General features: G+C 62.4%; 23 protein-coding genes and 1 pseudogene. 16 read left to right on the top strand and 8 right to left on the bottom strand.

The window, feature by feature from the left end:
* Positions 1 to 443 precede the first annotated feature (443 nt).
* Positions 444 to 956, top strand: a complete 513-nt coding sequence (locus GWE18_RS11615; protein ID WP_275185884.1) for a DUF1465 family protein — start codon at positions 444 to 446, stop codon at positions 954 to 956.
* Positions 957 to 1,134: 178 nt separating this feature from the next.
* Here GWE18_RS11615 and rpmE read toward each other — a convergent pair whose 3' ends face one another.
* Positions 1,135 to 1,362 (bottom strand): 50S ribosomal protein L31, encoded by a 228-nt coding sequence (gene rpmE, locus GWE18_RS11610; protein ID WP_025588166.1) that lies wholly within the window; start codon positions 1,360 to 1,362, stop codon positions 1,135 to 1,137.
* 180 nt (positions 1,363 to 1,542) lie between these two features.
* Between rpmE and GWE18_RS11605 the strand changes: the two genes are divergently transcribed.
* Positions 1,543 to 3,396: an ABC transporter ATP-binding protein/permease gene (locus GWE18_RS11605; RefSeq protein WP_275185883.1), complete on the top strand. Its 1,854-nt coding sequence runs from the start codon at positions 1,543 to 1,545 to the stop codon at positions 3,394 to 3,396.
* Positions 3,397 to 3,513: 117 nt separating this feature from the next.
* Here the strand turns inward: GWE18_RS11605 and GWE18_RS11600 are convergent, their stop codons facing one another.
* From GWE18_RS11600 to GWE18_RS11590, 3 genes are all read right to left on the bottom strand, one after another.
* Entirely contained in the window at positions 3,514 to 3,963 is a 450-nt protein-coding gene (locus GWE18_RS11600; RefSeq protein ID WP_275185882.1) for a GNAT family N-acetyltransferase, read from the bottom strand.
* A gap of 118 nt (positions 3,964 to 4,081) precedes the next feature.
* Positions 4,082 to 5,110: a peptidoglycan -binding protein gene (locus GWE18_RS11595; protein ID WP_275185881.1), complete on the bottom strand. Its 1,029-nt coding sequence runs from the start codon at positions 5,108 to 5,110 to the stop codon at positions 4,082 to 4,084.
* A 140-nt stretch (positions 5,111 to 5,250) separates the two neighbouring features.
* On the bottom strand, positions 5,251 to 6,243 hold the full coding sequence (locus GWE18_RS11590; RefSeq protein WP_275185880.1) for a flagellar motor protein MotA: 993 nt from the start codon (positions 6,241 to 6,243) through the stop codon (positions 5,251 to 5,253).
* Positions 6,244 to 6,287: 44 nt separating this feature from the next.
* Between GWE18_RS11590 and GWE18_RS11585 the strand changes: the two genes are divergently transcribed.
* From GWE18_RS11585 to GWE18_RS11555, 7 genes are all read left to right on the top strand, one after another.
* Complete coding sequence (locus tag GWE18_RS11585; RefSeq protein WP_275185879.1) at positions 6,288 to 6,422, top strand: hypothetical protein; 135 nt, start codon at positions 6,288 to 6,290, stop codon at positions 6,420 to 6,422.
* Positions 6,419 to 6,574, top strand: a complete 156-nt coding sequence (locus GWE18_RS11580) for a hypothetical protein (protein WP_275185878.1) — start codon at positions 6,419 to 6,421, stop codon at positions 6,572 to 6,574. The genes GWE18_RS11585 and GWE18_RS11580 overlap by 4 nt, the downstream gene beginning before the upstream one ends.
* A gap of 79 nt (positions 6,575 to 6,653) precedes the next feature.
* Complete coding sequence (locus GWE18_RS11575) at positions 6,654 to 7,712, top strand: cyclopropane-fatty-acyl-phospholipid synthase family protein (protein ID WP_275185877.1); 1,059 nt, start codon at positions 6,654 to 6,656, stop codon at positions 7,710 to 7,712.
* 300 nt (positions 7,713 to 8,012) lie between these two features.
* Positions 8,013 to 9,218, top strand: coding sequence for an efflux RND transporter periplasmic adaptor subunit (locus GWE18_RS11570; protein WP_275185876.1), 1,206 nt, complete (start codon positions 8,013 to 8,015; stop codon positions 9,216 to 9,218).
* 9 nt (positions 9,219 to 9,227) lie between these two features.
* Positions 9,228 to 12,383, top strand: coding sequence for a multidrug efflux RND transporter permease subunit (locus GWE18_RS11565; RefSeq protein WP_275185875.1), 3,156 nt, complete (start codon positions 9,228 to 9,230; stop codon positions 12,381 to 12,383).
* A gap of 36 nt (positions 12,384 to 12,419) precedes the next feature.
* A complete protein-coding gene (locus tag GWE18_RS11560; protein ID WP_275185874.1) occupies positions 12,420 to 12,620 on the top strand; it encodes a hypothetical protein in 201 nt (66 codons plus the stop codon).
* Between the two features lie 165 nt (positions 12,621 to 12,785).
* A complete protein-coding gene (locus GWE18_RS11555) occupies positions 12,786 to 13,328 on the top strand; it encodes a DUF2380 domain-containing protein (RefSeq protein WP_275185873.1) in 543 nt (180 codons plus the stop codon).
* 788 nt (positions 13,329 to 14,116) lie between these two features.
* On the opposite strand, the gene GWE18_RS11550 is transcribed toward GWE18_RS11555, so the two are convergent.
* On the bottom strand, positions 14,117 to 14,398 hold the full coding sequence (locus tag GWE18_RS11550; protein ID WP_275185872.1) for a transglycosylase: 282 nt from the start codon (positions 14,396 to 14,398) through the stop codon (positions 14,117 to 14,119).
* A gap of 344 nt (positions 14,399 to 14,742) precedes the next feature.
* Between GWE18_RS11550 and GWE18_RS11545 the strand changes: the two genes are divergently transcribed.
* Both GWE18_RS11545 and GWE18_RS11540 read left to right on the top strand, forming a co-directional pair.
* The gene (locus GWE18_RS11545; RefSeq protein ID WP_275185871.1) at positions 14,743 to 15,108 is read left to right on the top strand and encodes a metalloregulator ArsR/SmtB family transcription factor; all 366 of its coding nucleotides are present in this window, start codon (positions 14,743 to 14,745) and stop codon (positions 15,106 to 15,108) included.
* Positions 15,083 to 15,580, top strand: a complete 498-nt coding sequence (locus GWE18_RS11540; RefSeq protein WP_275185870.1) for an SRPBCC family protein — start codon at positions 15,083 to 15,085, stop codon at positions 15,578 to 15,580. Before GWE18_RS11545 ends, GWE18_RS11540 begins: the two co-directional genes overlap by 26 nt.
* 147 nt (positions 15,581 to 15,727) lie before the next feature.
* On the opposite strand, the gene GWE18_RS11535 is transcribed toward GWE18_RS11540, so the two are convergent.
* Positions 15,728 to 16,339: a TetR/AcrR family transcriptional regulator gene (locus tag GWE18_RS11535; protein ID WP_275185869.1), complete on the bottom strand. Its 612-nt coding sequence runs from the start codon at positions 16,337 to 16,339 to the stop codon at positions 15,728 to 15,730.
* Positions 16,340 to 16,436: 97 nt separating this feature from the next.
* Between GWE18_RS11535 and GWE18_RS11530 the strand changes: the two genes are divergently transcribed.
* From GWE18_RS11530 to GWE18_RS11510, 5 genes and pseudogenes are all read left to right on the top strand, one after another.
* Positions 16,437 to 17,864, top strand: a complete 1,428-nt coding sequence (locus GWE18_RS11530) for a coniferyl aldehyde dehydrogenase (RefSeq protein ID WP_275185868.1) — start codon at positions 16,437 to 16,439, stop codon at positions 17,862 to 17,864.
* A gap of 41 nt (positions 17,865 to 17,905) precedes the next feature.
* Positions 17,906 to 18,367, top strand: a complete 462-nt coding sequence (locus GWE18_RS11525; protein ID WP_275185867.1) for a GFA family protein — start codon at positions 17,906 to 17,908, stop codon at positions 18,365 to 18,367.
* A gap of 368 nt (positions 18,368 to 18,735) precedes the next feature.
* Complete coding sequence (locus GWE18_RS11520) at positions 18,736 to 18,867, top strand: hypothetical protein (protein ID WP_275185866.1); 132 nt, start codon at positions 18,736 to 18,738, stop codon at positions 18,865 to 18,867.
* A 417-nt stretch (positions 18,868 to 19,284) separates the two neighbouring features.
* Positions 19,285 to 20,055 carry a cyclic nucleotide-binding domain-containing protein gene (locus tag GWE18_RS11515; protein WP_275185865.1) on the top strand — a complete coding sequence of 257 codons (771 nt, stop codon included), beginning with the start codon at positions 19,285 to 19,287 and terminating at the stop codon, positions 20,053 to 20,055.
* A gap of 63 nt (positions 20,056 to 20,118) precedes the next feature.
* Positions 20,119 to 20,316 (top strand): annotated as a pseudogene (locus GWE18_RS11510) (transposase); the annotation flags it as partial.
* Between the two features lie 202 nt (positions 20,317 to 20,518).
* On the opposite strand, the gene GWE18_RS11505 reads toward GWE18_RS11510, so the two are convergent.
* Positions 20,519 to 21,313, bottom strand: coding sequence for an inositol monophosphatase family protein (locus tag GWE18_RS11505; RefSeq protein ID WP_275185863.1), 795 nt, complete (start codon positions 21,311 to 21,313; stop codon positions 20,519 to 20,521).
* 40 nt (positions 21,314 to 21,353) lie between these two features.
* Positions 21,354 to 22,502 carry a tetratricopeptide repeat protein gene (locus tag GWE18_RS11500; RefSeq protein WP_275185862.1) on the bottom strand — a complete coding sequence of 383 codons (1,149 nt, stop codon included), beginning with the start codon at positions 22,500 to 22,502 and terminating at the stop codon, positions 21,354 to 21,356.
* Positions 22,503 to 22,507 lie beyond the last annotated feature (5 nt).

The following is a 22,507-nucleotide window of genomic DNA, read 5'->3' as shown; positions in this document are numbered from 1 at the left end:
GCCGCGGCCCATCTTGTGGCAGGCCGCTGGCCGACTTTCCTCAATCATCACCGCCGGCGGTTATGGGTCCCTGCGCTCGCAGGGACGACGAGCGGCCGAGTCAATCTCAAACTCGGCCAATGACCGACATGGCAAATAATCCCTAAAGAAAATCGCTCATTTACGAACAATTAAGCTTTCTCGATTATGACTGTCATCGTCCTCGTTTGGACACCGAGTGGCTCCTGTCCACTCTGTTTGACGCCTCCCTGTTATCAACTTCAAAAGCCGCCGGAAACGGCGGCTCTTTTTTGTGCGCAGCACGGCTATTTTGTGCCCCCACGAGCTGGAAACCATAAATCCGGTTGCCGCTGGACTCTCGACCTCGCCCGAGCAATGATTTGTTCATCATAAGCCGGTGGTTCACAGCCGGTGGGGCAAATAGTGGCGTGAGGGCGTTAACCATGGCGGACCGTTCGCAAAGCGAATCCGCGCTCGTTCAGTTCAGCGAGCGGCTCACCAATTCCGCAGCGTTCGGAGTCCTGTTTCGCGAAGGTATGGATCTGGTCGAGGAAACCGCTGCCTATCTCGACGGCGACGGCCGCACCGATGCCAAGGCGCTCGAACGTTCTGTCAGCCTCACTTACGCAACCGAAAGCATGCGCCTCACCACCCGCCTGATGCAGCTCGCGTCCTGGCTGCTGCTGCATCGCGCGGTCAAGGAAGGCGAGATGACGCTGAGCCAGGCCAACCGGGAAAAGACCAAGGTCAAGCTCACCGCCGCCGATCCAGGGTCCGAGGAGATGATCGCAAAGCTGCCGCTGCCACTGCAGGATCTGATTGCGCGCTCGATGAGCCTGCAGGCGCGGGTCCGCCGGCTCGACACCACGATCCACGCGCCATCAGCGGAACGGGCGCCGATCGGCAACCCGCTGGTGCCGCAGCTCAACCGCCTGAAAGCGGCGTTCGAGCAGTAAATCGAACAATCGTCATTCCGGGGCGATGCGTGAGCATCGAACCCGGAATCTCGAGATTCCGGGTCTGGTCCTTCGGACCATCCCGGAATGACGGCAGCGAAAGCACGCAACAAAAAACGCCCCGGCAAACCGGGGCGTTTTTGCATGTCTGGGCAGTACAGGAGGGGTCCGAAACCCCTCAGTCCTTCTTGAGGAAGCCCGAAAACTTCTTCTGGAAGCGCGACACACGGCCGCCGCGGTCGAGGAGCTGCTGCGAGCCGCCAGTCCAGGCCGGATGCGACTTGGGGTCGATATCGAGGTTCAGCTTGTCGCCTTCCTTGCCCCAGGTGGAGCGGGTCTGGTATTCGGTCCCGTCGGTCATCACGACCGTAATCATATGATAATTTGGATGAATTTCGGCTTTCATGGCATATCCTTCGGCGCGCCGGCGCCCGTCTCAAAAGTCAGGGGATACGGGATTTGGCGGCTCTATAACGTAAGCCGCCCGTCAAAACAAGCTACGTATAAGCCCTGATTGGGAATCTCCCGGATTTGCCAGAGGGGGCCGCGGGGGCCTATCTGGGGGCGGAAAAACGGGTCGGATTTCATGAGCGCAGTGGAACAGATTGAAGCCTCTCGCGGCACGCCGCCGCGCGACGCCCTGCTCGAGGAAGAGGCCTTCATCGAGCGCCAGTTGACGCAGTCGCCGGCCAAAACCGGCGCCAGGCTGCGGCCGCTCCTGGCGTTGGTGCCATACGTCGCCCGCTACCGCGGACGCGCGCTGCTCGCCTTCGTCTCGCTGACGGTGGCTGCGATCACCACGCTGGTCGTGCCGATTGCAGTGAGGCGCATGATCGATTTCGGCTTCAGCCCCGAAGGCATCGTTCTGATCAACAGCTATTTCAGCGTCATGATCGCGATCGTCGCGGTGCTCGCCGCAGCAAGCGCGTCCCGCTACTATCTCGTCATGACGATCGGCGAGCGCATCGTCGCCGATCTCAGGCGCGACGTGTTCGCGCATCTGGTCTCGCTGTCGCCCGCCTTCTTCGATTCCGCGCGTTCGGGTGAACTGGTGTCGCGGCTGACCGCCGATACCACGCAGATCAAGTCGGCCGTCGGCGCCTCGGTGTCGATCGCGCTGCGCAACATGATGCTGTTCATCGGCGCCACCACCATGATGGTGATCACGAGCCCGAAACTGTCGGGCTTCGTGCTGCTGGCGATCCCGTTGATCGTGATTCCGCTTGTCGCGTTCGGGCGCTGGGTGCGGCGGCTGTCGCGCAACGCCCAGGATACGCTGGCGGATGCCAGCGCCTATGCCTCCGAGCTGGTCGGCGCGATCAGGACGGTGCAGGCCTATACCAGCGAGCGGATGGCGACGGCGCGCTTCGGCGGCGAGGTCGAGCAGGCCTATGAGGCGGCGCGCAACTCGACGCGGGCGCGCGCGGTGCTAACGCTGATCATCATCTTCATCGTGTTCTCCAGCGTTGTCGCGATCCTCTGGGTCGGCTCGCACGACGTGCTGACCGGGCAGATCACGCCGGGCCGGCTCGGCCAGTTCGTGCTGTATGCGGCCTTCGCGGCAACCGGTCTCGGTCAGCTCAGCGAGGTCTGGGGCGAAGTCTCGGCCGCGTCCGGCGCCGCCGAGCGCCTGTTCGAGATCCTGCGTGTCAGATCGCAGATCACGGCGCCGCCGCAGCCGGTCGCGCTGCCGCAGCCGGCGCGCGGCGACGTCGGTTTCGAGAATGTTAGCTTCGCCTATCCGATGCGGCCGGATGTGCTCGCGATCGACAATGTTTCGCTCTCGGTCAAGGCCGGCGAGAAGGTCGCGATCGTCGGACCGTCAGGGGCGGGCAAGAGCACGCTGTTTCATCTCCTGCTGCGCTTCTACGACCCCGCGCGCGGCACGATCTCGCTCGATGGCGTGCCGATCAAGTCGGCGGATCCGGTCGATGTCCGCGCGCGCATCGCGCTGGTGCCGCAGGACTCGGTGGTGTTCGCTGCCTCCGCGCGCGAAAACATCCGCTTCGGCCGGCCGGATGCGAGCGATGCCGAAGTCGAGCGCGCCGCCGATCTCGCCCATGCCAGCGAATTCCTGCGCCGGCTGCCCGACGGATTCGAGGCGCAGCTCGGCGAACGCGGCGTGACGCTGTCAGGCGGCCAGCGCCAGCGCATCGCGATCGCACGCGCCATCCTCCGCGATGCGCCGTTGTTGCTGCTCGACGAGGCGACCTCCGCGCTCGATGCGGAAAGCGAGACGCTGGTGCAGACCGCGCTGGAAGAGTTGATGCGCCGCCGCACCACGCTGGTGATCGCGCATCGCCTCGCCACGGTGCTGTCCTGCGACCGCATCATGGTGATGGACCAGGGCAGGATCGTCGAACAGGGCACGCATGCGGAGCTGGTCGCGGCGAACGGGCTGTACGCGCGGCTGGCGCGGCTGCAGTTCGAGGGCGTGTAAGATTGGCACGAACGCGCGCCACTTCGTCATTGCGAGCGAAGCGAAGCAATCCATAGCGCCGCAGAGGAGAGATGGATTGCTTCGTCGCTTACGCTCCTCGCAATGACGGGACCGCTATCAGGGCTTCCACACCAATTTCAGCACCGGCTTGCCCGACGTCGGGTTCACGTCCTCGCCGGCATGCGCAAAGCCGTTGCGTTCGTAGAAGCGGATGGCGCGGGCATTGTCCTTGTTGACCAGCAGCGTGACGCCAGCGGGTGACAGGCGCTTGGCTTCATCGACCAGTGCCGTGGCAATTGCCGAGCCCCAGTGATCCGGGCTGACGACGAGCTGATCGAGATAGCCGTTCCCGTCGATAGTCACGAAACCGATCAGCCTATCCGCCTCTTCGGCGACGATGATCTGCGCGTTCGCCACCAGTTCGTTGCGCCAGCGCTCGCGCCACCACGGTACGCGCGCGGTGAAATCGATTGAAGGGTAGGCCTGCTGCCACGTCAGCCGCCACAGCTCGATCGCTGCGTCCTCGTCCTCGGCGCGGTAGGGACGGAGGTGGAAGGCGGTGCTCATACAGATGGGACTGTCATGCCCGGGCTTGACCCGGGCATCCATCCACTTCGTGAGAATCTCATTTTGATGGATTGCCGGGTCAAGCCCGGCAATGACGACTTTTTTGAAACAATCACCACTACCGTTCCGTCAGCTTCAGCTCGATGCGGCGGTTGCGCTTGTAGGCTTCCTCGGTCGGGGCGCCATCGAGCGGCTGGAATTCGGCAAAGCCGGCGGCGACCAGCCGCTGTGCGGGTACGCCGAGCGAGACCAGATATTGCACCACCGAGATGGCGCGCGCCGACGACAATTCCCAGTTCGACTTGAACAGCGGCGAGTTGATCGGCCGCATGTCGGTGTGGCCGTCGACCCGCAGCACCCAGCCGATTTCGGCCGGAATCTGCTTGTCGAGATCGATCAGCGCGGCGGCGAGCTTGTCGAGTTCGGCGCGGCCCTCGGGGAGCAACAGCGCCTGGCCGGTATCGAAGAACACTTCCGACTGGAACACGAAGCGGTCGCCGACGATCCGGATATCGGGGCGGTTGCCCAGAATGGCGCGCAGGCGGCCGAAGAATTCCGAACGGTAGCGCGACAATTCCTGCACGCGCTGCGCCAGCGCGACGTTCAGGCGCTGGCCGAGATCGGCGATCCTCCCTTGCGATTCCTTGTCACGCTTTTCGGAGGCTTCCAGCGCTTCCTCGAGCGCCGCGAGTTGGCGGCGCAGCGCGCTGATCTGCTGGTTCAGCACCTCGATCTGGGCGAGCGCGCGGGAGGAAACCGTCTTTTCCGATTCAAGGGCCTTGTTGAGCTCGTTGGCGCGGCCCTGGGCGTCGCCGCCGGCGCCGGCCAGCCCCTCGTAAAGCCCCTTGATGCGGTCGCGTTCGCTTTCCGCGGCGGCAAGACCGGCACGCAATTGCCCGAGCTGATCGTCGAGCGTGATCTTGCCGAGCTTTTCCAGCGACAGCAGGTCGTTGAGCTGCGCGATCTTGGCGTTGAGCTGCTCGAGCGCCTTGTCCTTGCCGGTGACTTCCTGCGACAGGAAGAACTGCACCACCAGAAATACCGACAGCAGGAACACGATCGACAGCACCAGCGTCGACAGCGCATCGACGAAACCCGGCCAGTAGTTGAAACCGGATTCGTTGCGGCGGGCACGGGCGAGAGCCATTGGAAATTCTCCGCTTCTCGTGTCCCGGACGCGGTGCAGCGTGCTAACGCTGCTCCGCAGAGCCGGGACCTATCTTCGATGGGCCCCGGCTCTGCAGCGCAGCACTTCGTGCTGCACTGCGTCGGGGCGCGCGCTCTTGTTCAGCTCTTCTCGGGCTGCTTGGCGATCCGCTCCAGGAGCTTCTTGATCTCGCGATTTTGCTCGCCCTGACCGTCGGCCCATTCGCGGATCATCTGCTGCTCGGTGCGCATATGCGCGACCAGGCCCTGGATCGCCTCGGCGAGATTGGCCATTGCCGCGGTGGTGTTGCGGCTGCCGCCGCTCTCTTCCACCACGGTGCGTATGCGATCCATCGCATGCTGCAGTTCGCCACTGACGCCGGAGCCGTCGCCATATTCGCGCACCGTGGAGGCGAGCCAGTCCTCGAGGTCGGTATAGAAGCGGTTCTGCGCCTGGCTCGACTGCAGGTCGAGGAAACCCAGGATCAGGGAGCCGGCGAGGCCGAACAGCGAGGACGAGAACGAAATGCCCATGCCGCCGAGCGGCGCGGCCAGCCCCTCTTTCAGGGTGTCGAACAGCGAGCCGGCATCGCCGCCGACCTTCAAACCGTCGATCACCTTGCCGACGGAGCCGACGGTTTCGATCAGGCCCCAGAAGGTGCCGAGCAGGCCGAGAAAGACGAGCAAGCCCGTCATGTAGCGGGAAATATCGCGGGCCTCATCCAGCCGCGTCGCGATCGAATCCAGGAGGTGCCGCATGGTCTGCTGCGAGATCGTCATCCGCCCCGAGCGCTCGCCGCCGAGGATCGCCGCCATCGGCGCCAGCAAGGTCGGGCGACGTTCGATCGCCAGCCCGGGATCGGCGATACGGAAATTGTTGACCCAGGCCACTTCCGGATAGAGCCGAACCACCTGCCGGAACGACAGGATGATGCCGATCAGGAGCACCCCGCCGATCAGCGCGTTGAGGCCGGGATTGGCAAAGAACGCGACGATGATCTGCTTGTAGAGCACGACCATGACCAGCGCGCACAGCACCAGGAACACCAGCATCCGTACCAGGAAAATGCGGGGCGAGGACAGTTTGCTCAGTTCGATCTCCATTTCGGAGCGGGAGGAGTGGCCTGAGGGCATTTGCGGGGTGTCATCCGTTACGAAAGGCCGCGCTGGAGGCCAATATGGCACAGCGGACCGGAGAAAAAAGCTGGGAAGCCGCGATTTCGGGCAGAGGATGGTGGAACCTCTTCCCGAAACCCGGCTTTGACATCAGCGTATTTTGGAACGCTTCGATGTCCAACCGGGATTTTTCATGACGGTCTTACATCTCGAGGTGCTGGCGGCAAATGCTGCGTCGCTTTCCGCCTTGCGGCCGGACGGAGGCGCCCCGCCCAATGCCCGGCAATGGTGCTATCGCGACCGCCGGTTGCGCACCAGCCCGTTCTTCCCGCAGCCGCCGCCGGCATGATCCCGACCCCCGGGATCGGGTCAGCGCAGAGTGGGGACCCGGTTTCGCAAAGCATCGTGCTTAAAGAGGGAGTGGTCACATGAGCTTCGTCTCCACGATCATGGCCACCGCCGAGCGCGTGCCGCTGCCCGACGCCATTATCCGGGCCGCAATCCACCAGCTCTGCTCACGCACCGCCACCAGGCTCGCCACCGGGAATGCGGAAAGCGATGCCTGGCTCGCCGACGAAATGGCGGCGCGCGCCATCGCCGAGTATTCCGACGAGGCCGCCGTCCAGCACTACGAGGTACCGGCCGAGTTCTTTGCCCGCTTGCTCGGTCCTAACAGAAAATATTCCTGTTGCTTCTACCGGGAGGCGTCCTCGACCCTGCAGGAGGCCGAGGAGGAAGCGCTGCGCCAGACCGTCGAGCACGCCGATCTCGTCGGCGGACAATCGATCCTCGAGCTCGGCTGCGGCTGGGGTTCGCTGTCGCTGTGGATGGCGCGGCAATTCCCGCATTCGCAAGTCACGGCGATTTCCAACTCGAATGCGCAGCGCGTATATATCGAGGGCGAAGCCGGAAAGCGCGGCTTGGCCAATCTGCGCGTCATCACATCGGACATCAACCGGTTCGCGCCGGAGGCGCGGTTCGACCGCATCGTCTCCATCGAGATGTTCGAGCGCATGGTGAACTGGCGCGAACTGATGACGCATCTGCGCACATGGCTGGAACCCGACGGCCGCTTCTTCCTGCACATCTTCACCCATCGCTCCGGCGCCTATCTGTTCGATCGCGGCAATGGGCAGGACTGGATCGCCCAACATTTCTTCACCGGCGGCGTGATGCCAAGCCACCATCTGATCCGGCAATATGCCGATCTGCTCGAGGTCGAAAAGGAATGGCGCTGGAGCGGCACGCATTATCAGCGCACGGCCGAGGACTGGCTCAACAATTTCGATACGCATCGCGACGAAATCGAAGGCGTGCTCCGCAAGGTTTACGGCGGCGAGACCGCGTTGTGGATGCGGCGCTGGCGCTGGTTCCTTCTCGCCACCGCAGGCCTGTTCGGTTACGCCAATGGCAGCGAGTGGGGCGTTAGCCATTACCGGATGAAGGCGGCCGCTGAGCTGGAGAGCCGTAGCCCGGGTGAAGCGTAGCGAAACCCGGGGCATCGAGGATGAATCACCACATGCACCCGACCCGGATTGCGCTTCGCTCCATCCGGGCTACCCGCAAACGCCTCAATGGAACCGGCTCACAATAGAGTGAGTCCGGAAAAATGGACGCTAATTCAGCGCGATAGCATTGTGTGACATTGGGCCGCCGCGACACCGTATTGCGTCGCAGCAGGCGTTCCCTATCCTATATGCCATCAACCGTGAGTTCCCACGATCTCCTACGACAACGTCGCGAATGCTCAATTCGCGCTTCAACTTTGAACTGGGGCAATGCTTTCAATGTCCGGACTTCGAACGCAATCGGCATGCATCGTTTTGATGTTGACTGCGATGGCGCCGCTTTTGGCTGGCTGCAATGAACCGATTGCCGCGACCGCCGCGGCAAAACCGCCTGAAGCTGAAGTAGGCACCTTCACCGTGCGCTCGCAGTCCCGCGCCATCGTTCGGGAATTGCCCGGCCGGATCGCGCCCACCCGGGTTTCGGAGGTTCGTGCACGGGTCTCAGGCATCGTCGTCGAACGCCTGTTCCAGCAGGGCACCGAGGTCAAAGCCAGCGATCCCCTGTACCGGATCGACCCCAAGCCGTTCGAGGTGGAACTGCAGGCGAGCGAAGCCGCATTGGACAAGGCAGAGGCTGCGCTCGATCTAGCCGCACAGCACGCGCGGCGCATCGCGACGCTGACCAGCCAGCGCGCGGCGCCGGAGGCGGAGAACGAAAAAGCCATCGCGGCCCAGCGTCAGGCGGAAGCCGAGGTCGGCAGCCGCCAGGCCGAAGTCGCGCGCGCCAGGCTGAACCTTGATTATGCAACGATCCGTGCGCCGATCAGCGGCGTCATCGGCGCCGCGCTGGTGAGCGAAGGCGCGCTGGTGGTGCAGAACGAGACCACCAGTCTCGCCACGATCCAGCAACTTGACCCGATCTACGCCGACTTCACCCAATCGGTGTCGGAAATGAACAAGCTGCGCCGTGCCTTTGACAATGGCGATCTCGATCGGATCGCTCCCGACGCGGCCAAGGTCCGCCTCGTGCTCGACGACGGGACGCTCTATCCGATTCCCGGCAAACTGCTGTTTTCCGAAGCCAAGGTGGATGCTTACACCGGACAGGTCACGCTGCGCGGACAGTTTCCGAATCCGAATCGCGAACTGTTGCCGGGCATGTATGTCCGCGTCCTGATCGAGCAGGGTATCGATTCCGACGCCATCGCCGTGCCGCAGCAGGCGATTCAGCGCGATGCCGGCGGCGGCAGCGAAGTCTTCGTGGTCAAGGACGACGGCCGCGTGGCGACGCAGCCGGTCCGTACCGGCGCGGTGCAGGACGGCTTGTGGCTGGTGAGCGAGGGCCTGAAGGAAGGCGACCGCGTCATCGTCGACGGATTCCAGAAATTCGTGCCGGGCGACAAGGTCAAGGCGAAGGCGTGGATCGACGCGGATGCCTCGGTTGGTACAATACCGGGACCACCGGCGACCCAAGCATCCCGCTGAGATCGGGAGATGCCTAGTTTCTTCATCGACAGGCCGATCTTCGCCTGGGTGGTCGCGCTTTTCATCTGCCTGGTCGGCGCGATTTCGATTCCGCTCCTGGCGGTCGCGCAATATCCGATCATCGCGCCGCCCTCGATCTCGATCTCGACCAGCTATCCCGGCGCATCGCCCGAGAACCTCTACAACAGCGTCACGCGACTGATCGAGGAGGAGCTCAACGGCGCCTCCGGCATCCTCAATTTCGAATCCACCAGCGACTCCCTGGGGCAGGTCGAAATCATCGCCAACTTCGTGCCCGGCACCGAAACCGGCGCGGCATCGGTCGAGGTGCAGAACCGCCTCAAGCGCGTCGAGGCGCGGCTGCCGCGCGCGGTGATCCAGCAAGGCATCCTGGTCGAGGAAGCTTCCTCGGCCGTGCTGCAGATCATCACGCTGAACTCGACCGACGGTTCGCTCGACGAAATCGGCCTCGGCGATTTCATGATCCGCAACGTGCTCGGCGAAATCAGGCGCATTCCCGGCGTCGGCCGCGCCACGCTCTATTCCACCGAACGTTCGCTGCGGATCTGGGTCGATCCCGCAAAACTCGTCGGCTACGGCCTCACCGCCGACGACGTCAACAAGGCGATCACGGCGCAGAACGCGCAGGTCGCCTCCGGCAGCGTCGGCGCCGAGCCGAGCACGCCGGAGCAGAAGATTTCCGCGCTCGTGCTGGTCAAGGGTCAGCTCGCCTCGCCGGACGAGTTCGGCGCGATTACGCTGCGCGCCAACGCGGACGGATCGACCGTGCGGCTGCGCGACGTCGCCCGTATCGAGATCGGCGGCTTGAGCTACCAGTTCAACACGCGGCTCAACGGCAAGCCGACCGCGGGTCTTTCGGTGCTGCTGTCGCCGACCGGCAACGCGCTCGCCACCGCCAGCGCCGTCGAAGCCAAGATGAAGGAACTGTCAAAGTTCTTCCCGGCCAATATCGGCTACGAAATTCCCTACAACATCACTCCCGTCGTCAAGGCCTCGATCAACAAGGTGCTGATGACGCTGGTCGAGGCGGTGGTGCTGGTCTTCATCGTGATGTTCCTGTTCCTGCAGAACATCCGCTACACCATCATCCCGACCATCGTGGTGCCGGTGGCGCTGCTCGGTACCTGCGCGATGCTGATGGCGGCCGGCTATTCGATCAACATGCTGACGATGTTCGGCATGGTGCTGGCGGTCGGCATTCTCGTCGACGACGCCATCGTCGTGGTCGAAAACGTCGAGCGCATCATGGCGGAGGAGGGCCTGCCGCCGAAGGAGGCGACCCGCAAGGCGATGTCGCAGATCACCAGCGCCATCATCGGCATCACGCTGGTGCTGATGGCGGTGTTCGTGCCGATGGCGTTCTTCCCGGGATCGGTCGGCATCATCTACCGGCAGTTCTCGGTCACCATGGTTTCCGCGATCGCTTTCTCCGCGTTGCTGGCGCTCTCGCTGACGCCGGCGCTGTGCGCGACGCTGCTGAAGCCGGTCGAAGCCGGCCATGGTCATGCGAAGAAGGGCGTGTTCGGCTGGTTCAACCGTGTGCTCGATAGCGGCCGCAGCGGCTACACGCACACCGTCAAGGGATCGCTGAAGCGCACCGGCCGACTGATGGCAATCTACGCGGTGCTGTTCATCGGCCTCGGCTGGGCCTTCGTCCGGCTGCCCGGCGGCTTCCTGCCGGTCGACGACCAGGGCTTTATCACCACCGACGTGCAGACGCCGTCCGATTCCTCCTATGCCCGCACCGAGGCGGCGGTCGAGCAGGTCGAAAAATATCTCCGCGAGCGCGCCGGCGTCGAGGACGTCACGTTCCTGACCGGCTTCAGCTTCCTCGGCCAGGGCATGAACACCGCGCAGGCCTTCATCACGCTGAAGGACTGGTCGGAGCGGGGCAAAAAGGATTCCGCTGCGGCGATCGTCGCCGACATCAACCGCGAGCTGTCTTCGATCCGCGACGCCAGGATTTCAGCGCTGCAGCCGCCGCCGATCGACAATCTCGGCAATTCCTCGGGCTTCTCGTTCCGCCTGCAGGACCGCGGGCAGAAGGGCTATCCGGCGCTGGTCGCTGCGTCCGATCGCCTGATCGCCGAAGCCAATGCCAGCCGTGTGCTGCAGAAGGTCTATGTCGAGGGCCTGCCGCCGGCGCCGCAGGTCAATCTGGTGATCGACCGCGAGAAGGCCGGCGCATTCGGCGTCACCTTCGAGGACATCAACCAGACCATCTCGACCAATCTCGGCTCGAACTACATCAACGACTTCCCGAACCGCGGGCGGATGCAGCGCGTGATCGTGCAGGCCGACCGCGCCAGCCGCATGAACGCGGACGACATCCTCAATTACAACGTCAAGAACAGCCGCGGGCAATTGGTGCCGTTCTCCGCCTTCGCCACGGTTCAGTGGTCGAGGGGGCCGACCCAGATCGCCGGCTTCAACTACTATCCCGCCGTGCGCATCTCGGGCGAGGCGAGGCCCGGCTTCACCTCCGGCGACGCCATCGCGGAGATGGAGCGGCTCGCCGACAAGCTGCCGCGCGGCTTCGGCTACGAATGGACCGGCCAGTCGCTGCAGGAAAAGCTGTCGGGCTCGCAGGCGCCGTTCCTGCTCGGTCTCTCGGTGCTGGTGGTGTTCCTGCTGCTCGCCGCCCTCTATGAGAGCTGGACCATTCCGCTCGCCGTGCTGCTGACGGTGCCGCTCGGCATCTGCGGCGCGGTGATTGCGGCCACGATGCGGGGGCTGCCCAACGACGTCTATTTCACCGTCGGTCTGATCACCATTATTGGCCTGGCGGCAAAGGACGCCATCCTCATCATCGAGTTCGCCAAGGATCTGCGCGCGCAGGGCAAGCCGCTGGTCGAGGCGACGGTGGAAGCCTGCTCGCTGCGCTTCCGCCCGATCCTGATGACCGGCCTCGCCTTCGTCTGCGGCGTGCTGCCGATGGCCATTGCTACGGGCGCCGGCGGCGCCAGCCAGCAGGCGCTCGGCACCAGCGTGATGGGCGGCATGATCGCGGTGGTGGTTCTGGCGCTGTTGATGGTACCGGTGTTCTTCGTCTCAGTGCAGCGCGTGCTGGCGGGGGACCGGGAGAAGGTGGAGGAGGCGGTGGTGGATGAGCCGCAGGCGGCGCCGGAAGCGCTGAAGCCGTAAAACCGTGCGCCGCCCGTATCCGCAACCTCGGTCGTCATGTCCGCGAAGGCGGGCATCCAGTACTCCGTGGCGTCGGAGTTCAACACTTCAGCCGCGGCGAAATTCGTCAGCGGAATTTCGCTCGCCGCCACATTCGAGGGCGAGTTCTCCGACGTCCATAAGCGGACTCATGCGTTGCAGCAAACTGCGCCTTTTTTCGGCGCTTGCAATGCGAGCACTTCAATCAGCCTTGAATGACTAACTTGTAAGCTGACTTTCCGCTGGCGACCTCTAATGTTCTGGTCAAATCCGCTTTGGACATTTGGCGCGACTTGGTCTGAACGACGGTGCCGGATAGCCGCAGGGAATGCAGCAATTGATGCTTGGAAGGGGTTATAGTCGCACCGCAATCGAGCCCTCGCCATGCGCCACGACTCCCTGTTGCACGCTCTCGCCACAGCCGGCCTGTTCACCGGTCTGTTCCTGGGATCCAGCCTCATCTCAGATGCATCCGCCGGGACTGCCAGCCACGCCTTGGCCGTCTCCGTCGACGATTTCAATTATATCGACACGTCGAACGAGCCCGCCGATCAGACGGTCGTACATGAAAAGCGATTGCGGGCTTTCATGACCGCGCTGCGGGACGACGTCACGGCAGACCGGCGTTTTGAGCTCGTGCCCTCCTCCTGCGCGCTAGATTGTCCGACCGACGGACCGGCGTTGCGCGATCGGCTGCGCGCGGCGTCACAGGCCGGCACGCAGATCCTGATTATTGGCATCGTTCACAAGCTAAGCACGCTGGTGCAAGTTGTGCGGATTGTTGCCATCGATACAACAGCCCAGCGCGTCGTGTTCAGAAAGTACTTCCAGTTCCGCGGTGACAATGACGAGGCATGGCAGCGGGCGGAGCGCTTTGTGTCGGAGGAGGTCCGCGACCGGTTGCTTGAACGCAGATCGCAGCAATAGGCCGCGCGCGTCTGCAATGGGGTCAGACTCGGAAGTCTCTAGCAGCGCAAACGTAGTCCGTTTTTCCTCCAGCAACCGACACAGACCCGGACTTTGCTAGTTCGTCAGGTTTGTGTTGGCTTCCGGGGATGGAATAGCTCTTCGACGGACCGTTTCGGGTCCTTGATCCGAGAGCGGTCCCTGCGATCGTTCTTTTGTGCTTCGAGCTTCTGCAGGAAGCGGAAACGCGGCGATCGGGTCGCGTGCCCTGATCGGCCGTGCTTGGTCATGCCGAAGCCCTTTTGGCCGCTGTGCGCCATTTGATCACCAAACGAAAGCTGTGCGGCTCATTTCTTGCCATTCACGCGCTTCGCCGAAACCACGATCGGAGAGAAAGAATAGCCCTGATCATCAAAAGGCGCGAGGGGACGGTCGGTTTGCGGGAGCGAAATGCTGCAGCGCGGCGCTCTCGAGCCGGCCAATAAGCGACATCACTCCCGTTTATTCGATCACCTCGGCTGGGGTCACAAGCAACGCCGACGGAACCTTAGGCCGAAGTCTTGGCGGTCTTGCCTCGAAGATTTTAGCCTGTCGAAAGTCAGTGCCGTCTTGGCTGCGTGGGACTTTCGTTCATTTGCAACGAGCGGGGCTGACGACGAAGACGATTTTGGTACCAACCCAAAACACCCCGGCCATGCAATCCACGCTCGAAACGGCGGTGCCGCTCACGCAGCGCATCGGCGCCGATATCGAGGGCGTTCCGCGTCGGTCGGCATGTCTCGAAAGTACCACGAGCAGAAATATTTTTACTATTTCGTCATCCGCCAAGCGAACAGCACCACAGTCGCTCCGAGCGCTGCTGCAATTGCCGACGTCACTATCCCGCCGCCGAGCGCGAGAAGCACCGCGATGTGATAGCCAATCAACGCGCCAGCCGTACCCACCAATGCGCTTGTGACGATGCCGCGGGTTGATCCGGAGAACTGACGAGCAAGCCATGACGGCCCCACAAGCCGGTCGTACAGAAAGCCAGCGGCAAGGCCGATTGCGAGGACTACAATAAACGTTACGACGGCGTCTGGGGCGCGCATGTTAGGCCGCCTTGAGTGTGGTTTAGATAAGTTTACGCAAACGTTGGGACGCTTCAGTTCAAGCGTCACAGGAACGGTGCGCCTTTACGGGAGAGAAGTCGACCAATATGTCGTGAAATCAGCGACCCAAAAATTTAGGCCGACCACTTCCGGTCTACCCCGATAAGTAGACGCTCTCCGCGCCGGTTGGCACCTCGCAAAAGTGGACTGACACTTTCGCAGCGACGCACTCTCTCTTCATAAGTTGGCGAACTCGATCGACGACGCTGTGCTCACTACCTATTAGTTATCCGTATGGCTAACTTTTATTGACACACGTTTGTGTCTCCACTATAGTTAGCTTTATGGCTAACCAATCAATGCAACTCGACCACGTTTTCGGGGCCCTGTCCGACGCGACCCGTCGTGCGATCGTCATGCGACTGTGTGATGGCGAGGCATCCGTCGGAGAACTGGCGAAGCCGTTCGAAATGGCGCTGCCGAGCCTGATGAAACACATCCGCATTCTGGAGAGCAGCGGCCTCGTTGCGTCCGAGAAGACCGGTCGCGTCAGGATGTGCTCATTGCGGACGGAAGCTCTCGCAACCGTCGAGGTTTGGTTGGCGGCCCAAAGGGAGATCTGGGAGCAACGACTGGATCGACTGGAAATGTACGTTGAGAAACTGAAGAAGGAGAAGAAGTCCAATGCCCGCAAACGCAAGTCAAAATGAAACGCCCCTGTCCACTTGGGCGCTCGATCGAGAGATCGTCCTCTCGCGCGTGATCAACGCGCCACGAGAGTTGGTTTTCTCCGCCTGGGTTGATCCGCGCCATCTCCCCCAATGGTTTGGTCCGGCCGGTTTTAGGGTCGAGACAAAGTCAATGGATATTCGCGTCAACGGCGAATGGCGGTTCGATATGATCGCTCCCGACGGCAAGCGATATACGAATCGGATGCAATTCCGGCGCATCGAGAGGCCGCACCTGATCGAGTTCGATCATGGCGCCGACAAAGACAACGATCCTGGCATATTCCGCACTACCATCACGTTCGATGAGCAGAGCGACGGCAAGACCGTCATCACTTTGCGGCAGTTGCATCCGACGAAGGCTCAGCGCGACGCGGGGATCGGATTCGGCGCGGTCGAATTCGGTTATCAGACCCTCGAGAAACTGGCGCAGCACGTCGAACGCAGTACTTAACGAATACGAACAAATCTGGCACGCGTTGCCCGCTCCGGTGGGCCGGACGACAGCCGCTATGGGGTCAATCGCTACACGGGCGACCCAGCGGCAAGTCCGGCCATGTCGGCTATGCCTCCGAAGTAAATTCAGAGCATTAATTTAGTGTCATGTTGCTGGGCTCCCCAGCCCTTCCACCAGCGCGCTTAAGGCGGCATCCAAGGGGGCCGATCCCACCTTCTCGGGCACCAAGAGCCCATCGATCGCAAGCATGGTCATGCCGTGGACGAGCCCCCAGCCGGCTGCCGCCTGACCTTCTATCGGCCGCTTGCGAATGCTCCCCGCGGCCTGGCCGCGCCGGAGGATTTCGAGGAGAACATCGAACACCGCCAGCGCCCGCTCATTGAGATGTATTCCCACCGCTTGCCCGTCCTCCGCGCTATACATCAGGCGGTAGAGAGCCGGGTTGTCCGTTCCAAACGTGACGTAGGCACGAGCTATCGTAGTGATTTCGTCGCGCAAAGAGTTGGGCGCTTCAGACTTCGCTGCCGATAGGGTGTCGCGCAGCCGGTCGAAGCCAATCATGGCGAGTTCTGCAAGCAGCGCGGCCTTATCAGGGAAGTGCTTGTAGGGGGCCGCGTGGCTTACGCCAGCCCGGCGGGCGACCTCCCGCAGCGTGAACTGCCAGCCCTTCTCCTCCCGAAGCATATCCAACGCCGTCTCTATAACCGCACGACGGAGATCACCGTGGTGATAGGGGCGGTTCGGTGCGTCCTGCATGGTGCCTCAAAGTTTCTTATGGATACATTGTTGACAGTGGCTACTTGAGCGCCTATGTCAAGGGCGTAAGTTTCTCCTGTCTACATCGGAGTGGGCCATGAGTGCCATCGCAAAAATCACCGACGCTGATCGGCTTGGCGGCCTCCTCGCCAGCCAACGTGCTGCCTTCCTGCGTGAGGGAGCGCCTTCGCTGGCGCAGCGACGCGCCGATCTGACCAAGTTCCGAGCCGCGATCATCGAGCATCGCAAGGCGATCGAAGACGCCATCAATGCCGATTTCGGGCATCGCTCGAGGTATGAGACGGCGATCATGGAGGTTGGAGGGGTCGCCGAGGGCACAAAATATCTGATCCGCAACCTTCACAAATTCATGGCGCCAACCCGCCGACACGTTGCGCTACACATGCAGGCCGGCAAGGCCCGCGTCGAATATCAACCACTTGGTGTCGTCGGCGTCATGTCGCCGTGGAACTATCCGGTGAACCTCGCGCTGATGCCGGTTGTCACGGCCATCGCAGCCGGAAACCGAGTTATGCTGAAGCCCTCGGAGTTCACGCCCGTCACGAATTCAATACTCGCGAAGATGCTGGGCGAGATGTTCCCCGAGGACCAGTTCGCGATCGTGACCGGCGATGCGGCCGTAGGGGCGGCTTTCTCGGCCTTGCCGTTCGACCACTTGGTCTTCACCGGGAGCACTGCAGTAGGGCGGTCGGTGATGAAGGCTGCAAGCGACAACCTCGTTCCGGTTACGCTCGAACTCGGGGGCAAGTCGCCTAGCATCGTTGCCAAGGGCCACGCCCTCGACCAAGCGGCGGCGTCAATTGCCTACGGAAAGCTGCTCAGCGCAGGCCAGACCTGCATCGCCCCGGACTACGCACTCGTCCACGAAGACGATGTCGACTCGTTCGTCGGGGCGTATGACCGAAAAGTGGCGTCCTTCTATGCGGACGGTCCGACGAGTGAACACTACACCTCAATCATAAACGAGCGGCACCATGCCCGGCTTCAGAGCCTGATCGACGATGCCCGCTCCAAAGGAGCGCGGATCATCGAGGTCGGCAACCGGCCCGGTGAGGCGTCTCTGCGCCCCAACACGCTGGCGCCGACCGTCGTCCTCGGCGTCACAGACGACATGCGCATCGCACACGAGGAGATCTTCGGTCCGGTCCTGCCGATCTTTCCCTACCGCGATATTGGCGATGCGATCGCCTACGTGAACGCCCGGCCCCGGCCGCTCGCGCTCTACTATTTCGGTGCCGATGATGAAGACCGAGGCATGGTGCTGAGCCGAACGACCTCCGGCAACGTCACTATCAACGGGACGATCATGCACATCGCCCAGGATGACCTGCCTTTCGGCGGTGTCGGTCCCAGCGGCATGGGCGCATACCATGGCATCGAAGGCTTCCGTACTCTCAGCCATGCCAAAGGGATCTATGAGCAGGGCCGTTGGAACCTCTCCAACCTTCTGCGCGCGCCCTTCAGACAGCCGATCGATATCATCCTCAACATGATGCTCCGGTGACCAGTACGCCGTCATCAAATCAAGCTCAGGAGTTTCAGCACATGACCACCGACACATCGTTGCCGCTAAGCGGCTCATGCGAATGCGGCGCCTGCTCGTTCGAGGTGCATACGTCGCCGAAAGCCAGGTTCCGGTGCCACTGCCTGATCTGCCAGGCGTTCAACGGCAAACCGTTCGCGGATGTGGTCGCCGTTCGCGCCAAGGATGTCGTGCTGAAAAACGCCGGCAATATCTCATTCAGGAAACACCGTCCGCCGCCGAACTTCAATCGCGGGGTTTGCCGGACTTGCGACAAGCCCGTTGTGGAGGTTGCGGGCGTCGGGCCGTTCAAGGTGATGTTCATCCCGGCCAGCAATTTCGGGCCCGAGGCCGGGCTGCCGCCGGTTCGGATGGATATATTTTATCACCGCCGTGTGCTGGACATGCCCGATAGCTTGCCCAAATACAGCGGCTACTTCGCGAGCGAGTGGGCGGTCGGGAAAATGATCATGAGCGGCTTGTGAAATGGCAAGTCGATCTATTTGGCGAAGCGTAAACCGATCAGGCTGGTAAGCTGCCCGCCGCCGCGGATTTGATCAGTCCAAGGAAATGAGCAAGAGCCGACTTCCTGGACTTCCGATCGAGCGCATAGGAAGCGTGCACGGAGCGAGCGAAGTTTTGGACTCGTGCCCTCGCCAAGCACATTGTTAACCCCGGCGTCCGCTCGTTGTGCTCGACAGATATTTCTCGATCGCGGCTTTCGTGTCGCGACCGAATTGAAACGCACCGATGCCCTACGTGCGGTTTCGTTCCAGACTCCTAAGATATCGATAGCGAGCAGATTCCGCCTTTTGGGCCCCCGACGACTTCGCAGGGATACGATAAAATCGCGGTGGTGATTCTGGCGCTGTTGATGGTGCCGGTGTTCTTCGTCTCAGTGCAGCGCGTGCTGGCGGGGGATCGGGAGAAGCTGGAGGAGGCCGCGGGAGCCGAAATGGTCGGCCCGCCGGCGCCGGTGAAGTGATAGACGTTGTCTTGCTCCGTGACCCGCGACGCCAGGGCTTCGCCGGGACTTGCGGCCTCGGGCCGTCGAGAAGCCTTGGCGCAGGCGGCGGCCGATGCATCCAGTCCATGGACTCTTGAATTTGCCGGGCTGACGCCGCGCCAGAGTCCGCTATGCCCCGATAGCCGGCTACTGCATAGCAGCGAAACGACGCTATGTGCCAAAGCCAGACTTGGACATCCCGACTTTTTGCGACACTATTGATTGCTCCCCACTTGCGAAAGCCGCCTATGAGCCGGCGTTACCTCTCGTCAGCTCAGCGGCAGATACGACGGTAAAACCAACTAGGAGCGGGCAATTGCCGAAATCACCGCCCGAGGTAAAATCCGTCGATTGCACCAAGACCGCTGGCGACGGCTGTGCGCGGAGGATGATCCGATGGAGTCCAGCCTTGCAGATCTTTCGACGATACTAGACCGCATACTTGATACAGCGGCGGACAATCTCAGGATCGCAAAGATTCTGGTTCAGATGGGCCTCGATCCGAACAACATCACCTACGACGCACTATTCAACCGGCTGCTGGAAATTGTGCTGGCCAACATCACGCTTGCTAATCTGTTCGCCCTGGTTGGCGCCATCTTTCTTGTCGCTACCTTGCTGATGCATACAATAGTGCCGCTGCGCGTCGCGAACATGGTCGGCTGTATGTTCTTCGTCGCCTATGGCGCGCTCTCGGGAAATGTCGGGGCTTTCTTACTCTATCTGTTGTTGTTGCCGATCAATGCAATCCGCCTCCGTCAGATGCTCAACCTGATCAAAAGGGCACGTATCGCGACGGAGGGCGACACCTCATTGGAATGGCTCAAACCTTACATGACCGAGCGCAAATATCGCCGCGGCGATAAATTATGCAAGAAGGATGATGTCGCTACCGAAATGTTCCTGACGGTCACGGGAAAGTTTTTGGTGAAGGAAATCAACGTCGAGATTCCGCCGGGACGTCTCGTGGGCGAACTTGGTTTCCTTACTCCAAATCAACGGCGAACCGCGACCGTCGAATGCATTGAAGATGGGCAGGTGATGACCATAACCTATGAAAAGCTGCTCGAAATTTATTTTCAGAATCCGCAATTCGGTTATTACTTTGTTGTGCTGACCAGTCAGCGGTTGCTCGAGAACATATCGCGGCTCCAGCCGCGCGGCTGACTCTAGCCACGGATGCTAGCTACCCTGGACGTCATTCAAGCTTCGAAATCGGAGCCTCGAATCATGCGCTGCGAATTCAGCGAACATGAGTGGACCGCCACTAAGCCGATGTTGCCGAACAAGCCGCGCGGCGTTCGGCGGGTAGATGACCGCCGCGTGCTCGATGGCATCGTTCGGGTCCTGCGTTCAGGTGCGTCATGGCGCGACCGGCCCGCGACCTATGGTCCCCGCACGACTTGTTACAATCGCTTCGTTCGGTGGATGATGGTCTTGTCTCGCTGATTTGCCCGACGTGTCAAATGTCTACTTCGGCACCCGGCGAGTGCCGGCTACTGTGCATGGGGTTGTTTTCAATATTTTTGGCTGGGAGAGCCGCGGCTCCTCGGTGTGCTTCCGCCGCCTCCGGAAGGCTGCATCACCCGATCGCGGATGAAGCGACGGCGCGTGGCTTGGAACCGTCGCCCTATTTTCCCAGCGGCCCCAGTATCTTCACCAGCTCCCCGTGCACGAACTCATTGCCGCAGATTACGTGCCCGGTCTTCAGCGCATCATCCTTGCCCTCGATGCCGCTCACCGTCCCGCCGGCTTCGCGCACCATGATCTGCCCTGCGGCGATGTCCCAGGGCGAGAGATTGCGTTCCCAGTAGCCGTCGAGGCGGCCGGCAGCAACGAATGCGAGGTCGAGCGAGGCGGCGCCGAAGCGGCGGAACCCGGCGACCTTGTTCTGCAGCGCGGCCATTTCGTTCAGTGCCAGTTGGTGGTCGCCGCGGCCGATATGCGGCAGGCCGCAGGCGACCACGCATTCGTTGAGCTGGCGGCGCCCGGCGACGCGCAGCCGCTGGTCGTTGAGGAAGGCGCCCTTGCCGCGTTCGGCGATGTAGAGCTCGTCATTGGCGGGATTGTAGATCACGCCGGCAATGACGGTGTCTTCGCGCCGCAGGCCGATCGAGATCGCGAATTGCGGGATGCCGTGCAGGAAGTTGGTGGTGCCGTCGAGCGGATCGACGATCCAGGTGTGGGTCTTGTCGGCGCCCTCGCGCGTTCCACCTTCCTCGCCGATGAAGCCGTAGCCGGGCCGTGCCTTGGCGAGATCCTCGTACAGCATTTCCTCGGCGCGCTTGTCGGCCTTGGTGACGAAGTTCGCCGGCCCCTTCAACGATACCTGCAGATGCTCGATCTCGCCGAGGTCGCGTTTGAGGCTGCGGCCGGCGCGGCGCGCAGCTTTCACCATGACGTTGATAAGGGCTGAATACAGCATGATGCGAGCGCTTATAGTGAGAGGGAACGGCGCAATGCCGTCAGGGTTTAGGGACTGGGTGCCCTGCTGATATGCCGCCGTCAAGGCGTGATTTGTCGGCGGTACCGGTCCATTTCCGCGCCGCCGCCTCAACCTTGGCGCGATCCTCGGGGCTGAGCTCCGAGAGCCCTTCATCCAGCTCGGGATCGCCCTTGCCGGCGGTCTTGGCGACAAGGTGCCACTTCAGGCCTTCGATCTTGTCCATCTGCACCCCCAGGCCGCTCACGAGCACGCGGGCGAGGCGGTTCTGCGCGATCGGCGAGTTCTGCCGCGCGGCCTTGCGCAACAGCGCGACCGCCGCAGCCTGGTTCCTCGGCGTGCCGGTGCCGTTGAACAGCGCGATCGCGTACTCGACCTCGGCGTCGACATTGTCGGCGAGCGTGGCCGCCTGCAACAGCCGCACCGCCTTGTCGATGTCCTTCGGCACGCCGGTGCCTTCCTTGTAGAAGGTGGCGAGCGCGTATTGCGCCTCCGGGTTGCCGGCATCCGCCGCAGTGCGCAGCAGTTCGGCGGCGCGCTTGAGGTCCTGCGGCAGCGTGTTGCCGTCCAGATAGAGCAGCGCCAGATTGTACGCCGCCTTGGGGCTACCGAGCTTGGCCGCGGAGGCCAGCAGCTTGACGGCCTGCTCGCGATTGGTGGGGCCACCGCGGCCGGACAGCCGCATCATGGCGAGCGCGAACATGGCCTCGCGGTCGCCGGCATCGGCGGCGCGCTGGTACCAATCGGCGGCCTTCGCATAGTCGCGCTTGATGCCGAGCCCGTTGGCGTAGAGCTCGCCCAGCATCGTCATCGCCTTGGGGTCGCCGTTATATTGCGCGCGCGTGGTCGCGAGATCGAGCGCGGTCTTGTAGAGGCCGCGCTGATAGGCGCCGTAGACGAGATCGGCGTTCGGATCCTCGAAGGCGGCCGTCGGCGAGGGGGAGGGCGCCGGCGTGGGCGTTGCTGCCGGTTTGGGCGCTGCTGTCGGCGCCGGTGTCGCGGCGGGCTTTTTCGCTGCGGGCGGAGCCTTTGGTTTGGGCGCCTCCTTTTTCGCAGCCGGAGGGTTTGCGGGCGGTTGCGCGGCAGGCGGCGTCAGCGAGACCTGCGCGGAGGCGCCGGCTACCGTCATCAGCAGGCCCGCAAGCAGCGATATGGGACGCAGGAGTTTCATATCCG

The organism is Bradyrhizobium sp. CSA112 (assembly GCF_029051645.1).
GTDB lineage: Bacteria > Pseudomonadota > Alphaproteobacteria > Rhizobiales > Xanthobacteraceae > Bradyrhizobium.
Note: the sequence above shows the minus strand (reverse complement) of the source record. Positions and strands in the feature narration are given on the sequence as shown.